The organism is Vogesella urethralis (assembly GCF_007644045.2).
Lineage (GTDB): Bacteria > Pseudomonadota > Gammaproteobacteria > Burkholderiales > Chromobacteriaceae > Vogesella > Vogesella urethralis.
In genome coordinates this window covers 1-242 of sequence record NZ_VMDW02000039.1, presented here as the reverse complement: position 1 = coordinate 242, position 242 = coordinate 1, and the positions used below count along the sequence as shown (strand labels likewise).

Annotated in this window: 1 protein-coding gene; it reads right to left on the bottom strand. The window is 66.1% G+C overall.

The genetic code is table 11. From position 1 onward, the window contains the following. The coding region (locus FLQ03_RS01360; RefSeq protein ID WP_144374162.1) for a response regulator at positions 1-242 on the bottom strand (242 nt) is incomplete at both ends.

Sequence of the window (242 nt, the reverse complement as noted above, 5' to 3'; positions counted from 1 at the left end):
CCGGGTTCTGCGCCGGACGCAAATCCTGGCCGCTGATCAGTAGCACCGGCAGCGCCGGAAAGCGGCGTCGGGCGGTATGGATCACATCGGCGCCGCTCAGGGCGCCGGGCAGCATCAGATCGCTAATCAGCAGGGCAATATCCGGCGAGGCCTCCAGCAGCTGCAGCGCCTCTTCACCGCTGGCGGTTTCCAGCGTCAGCCAGCCCAGCTGATGCAGCTGTTCACATAGCGTCTGGCGGACA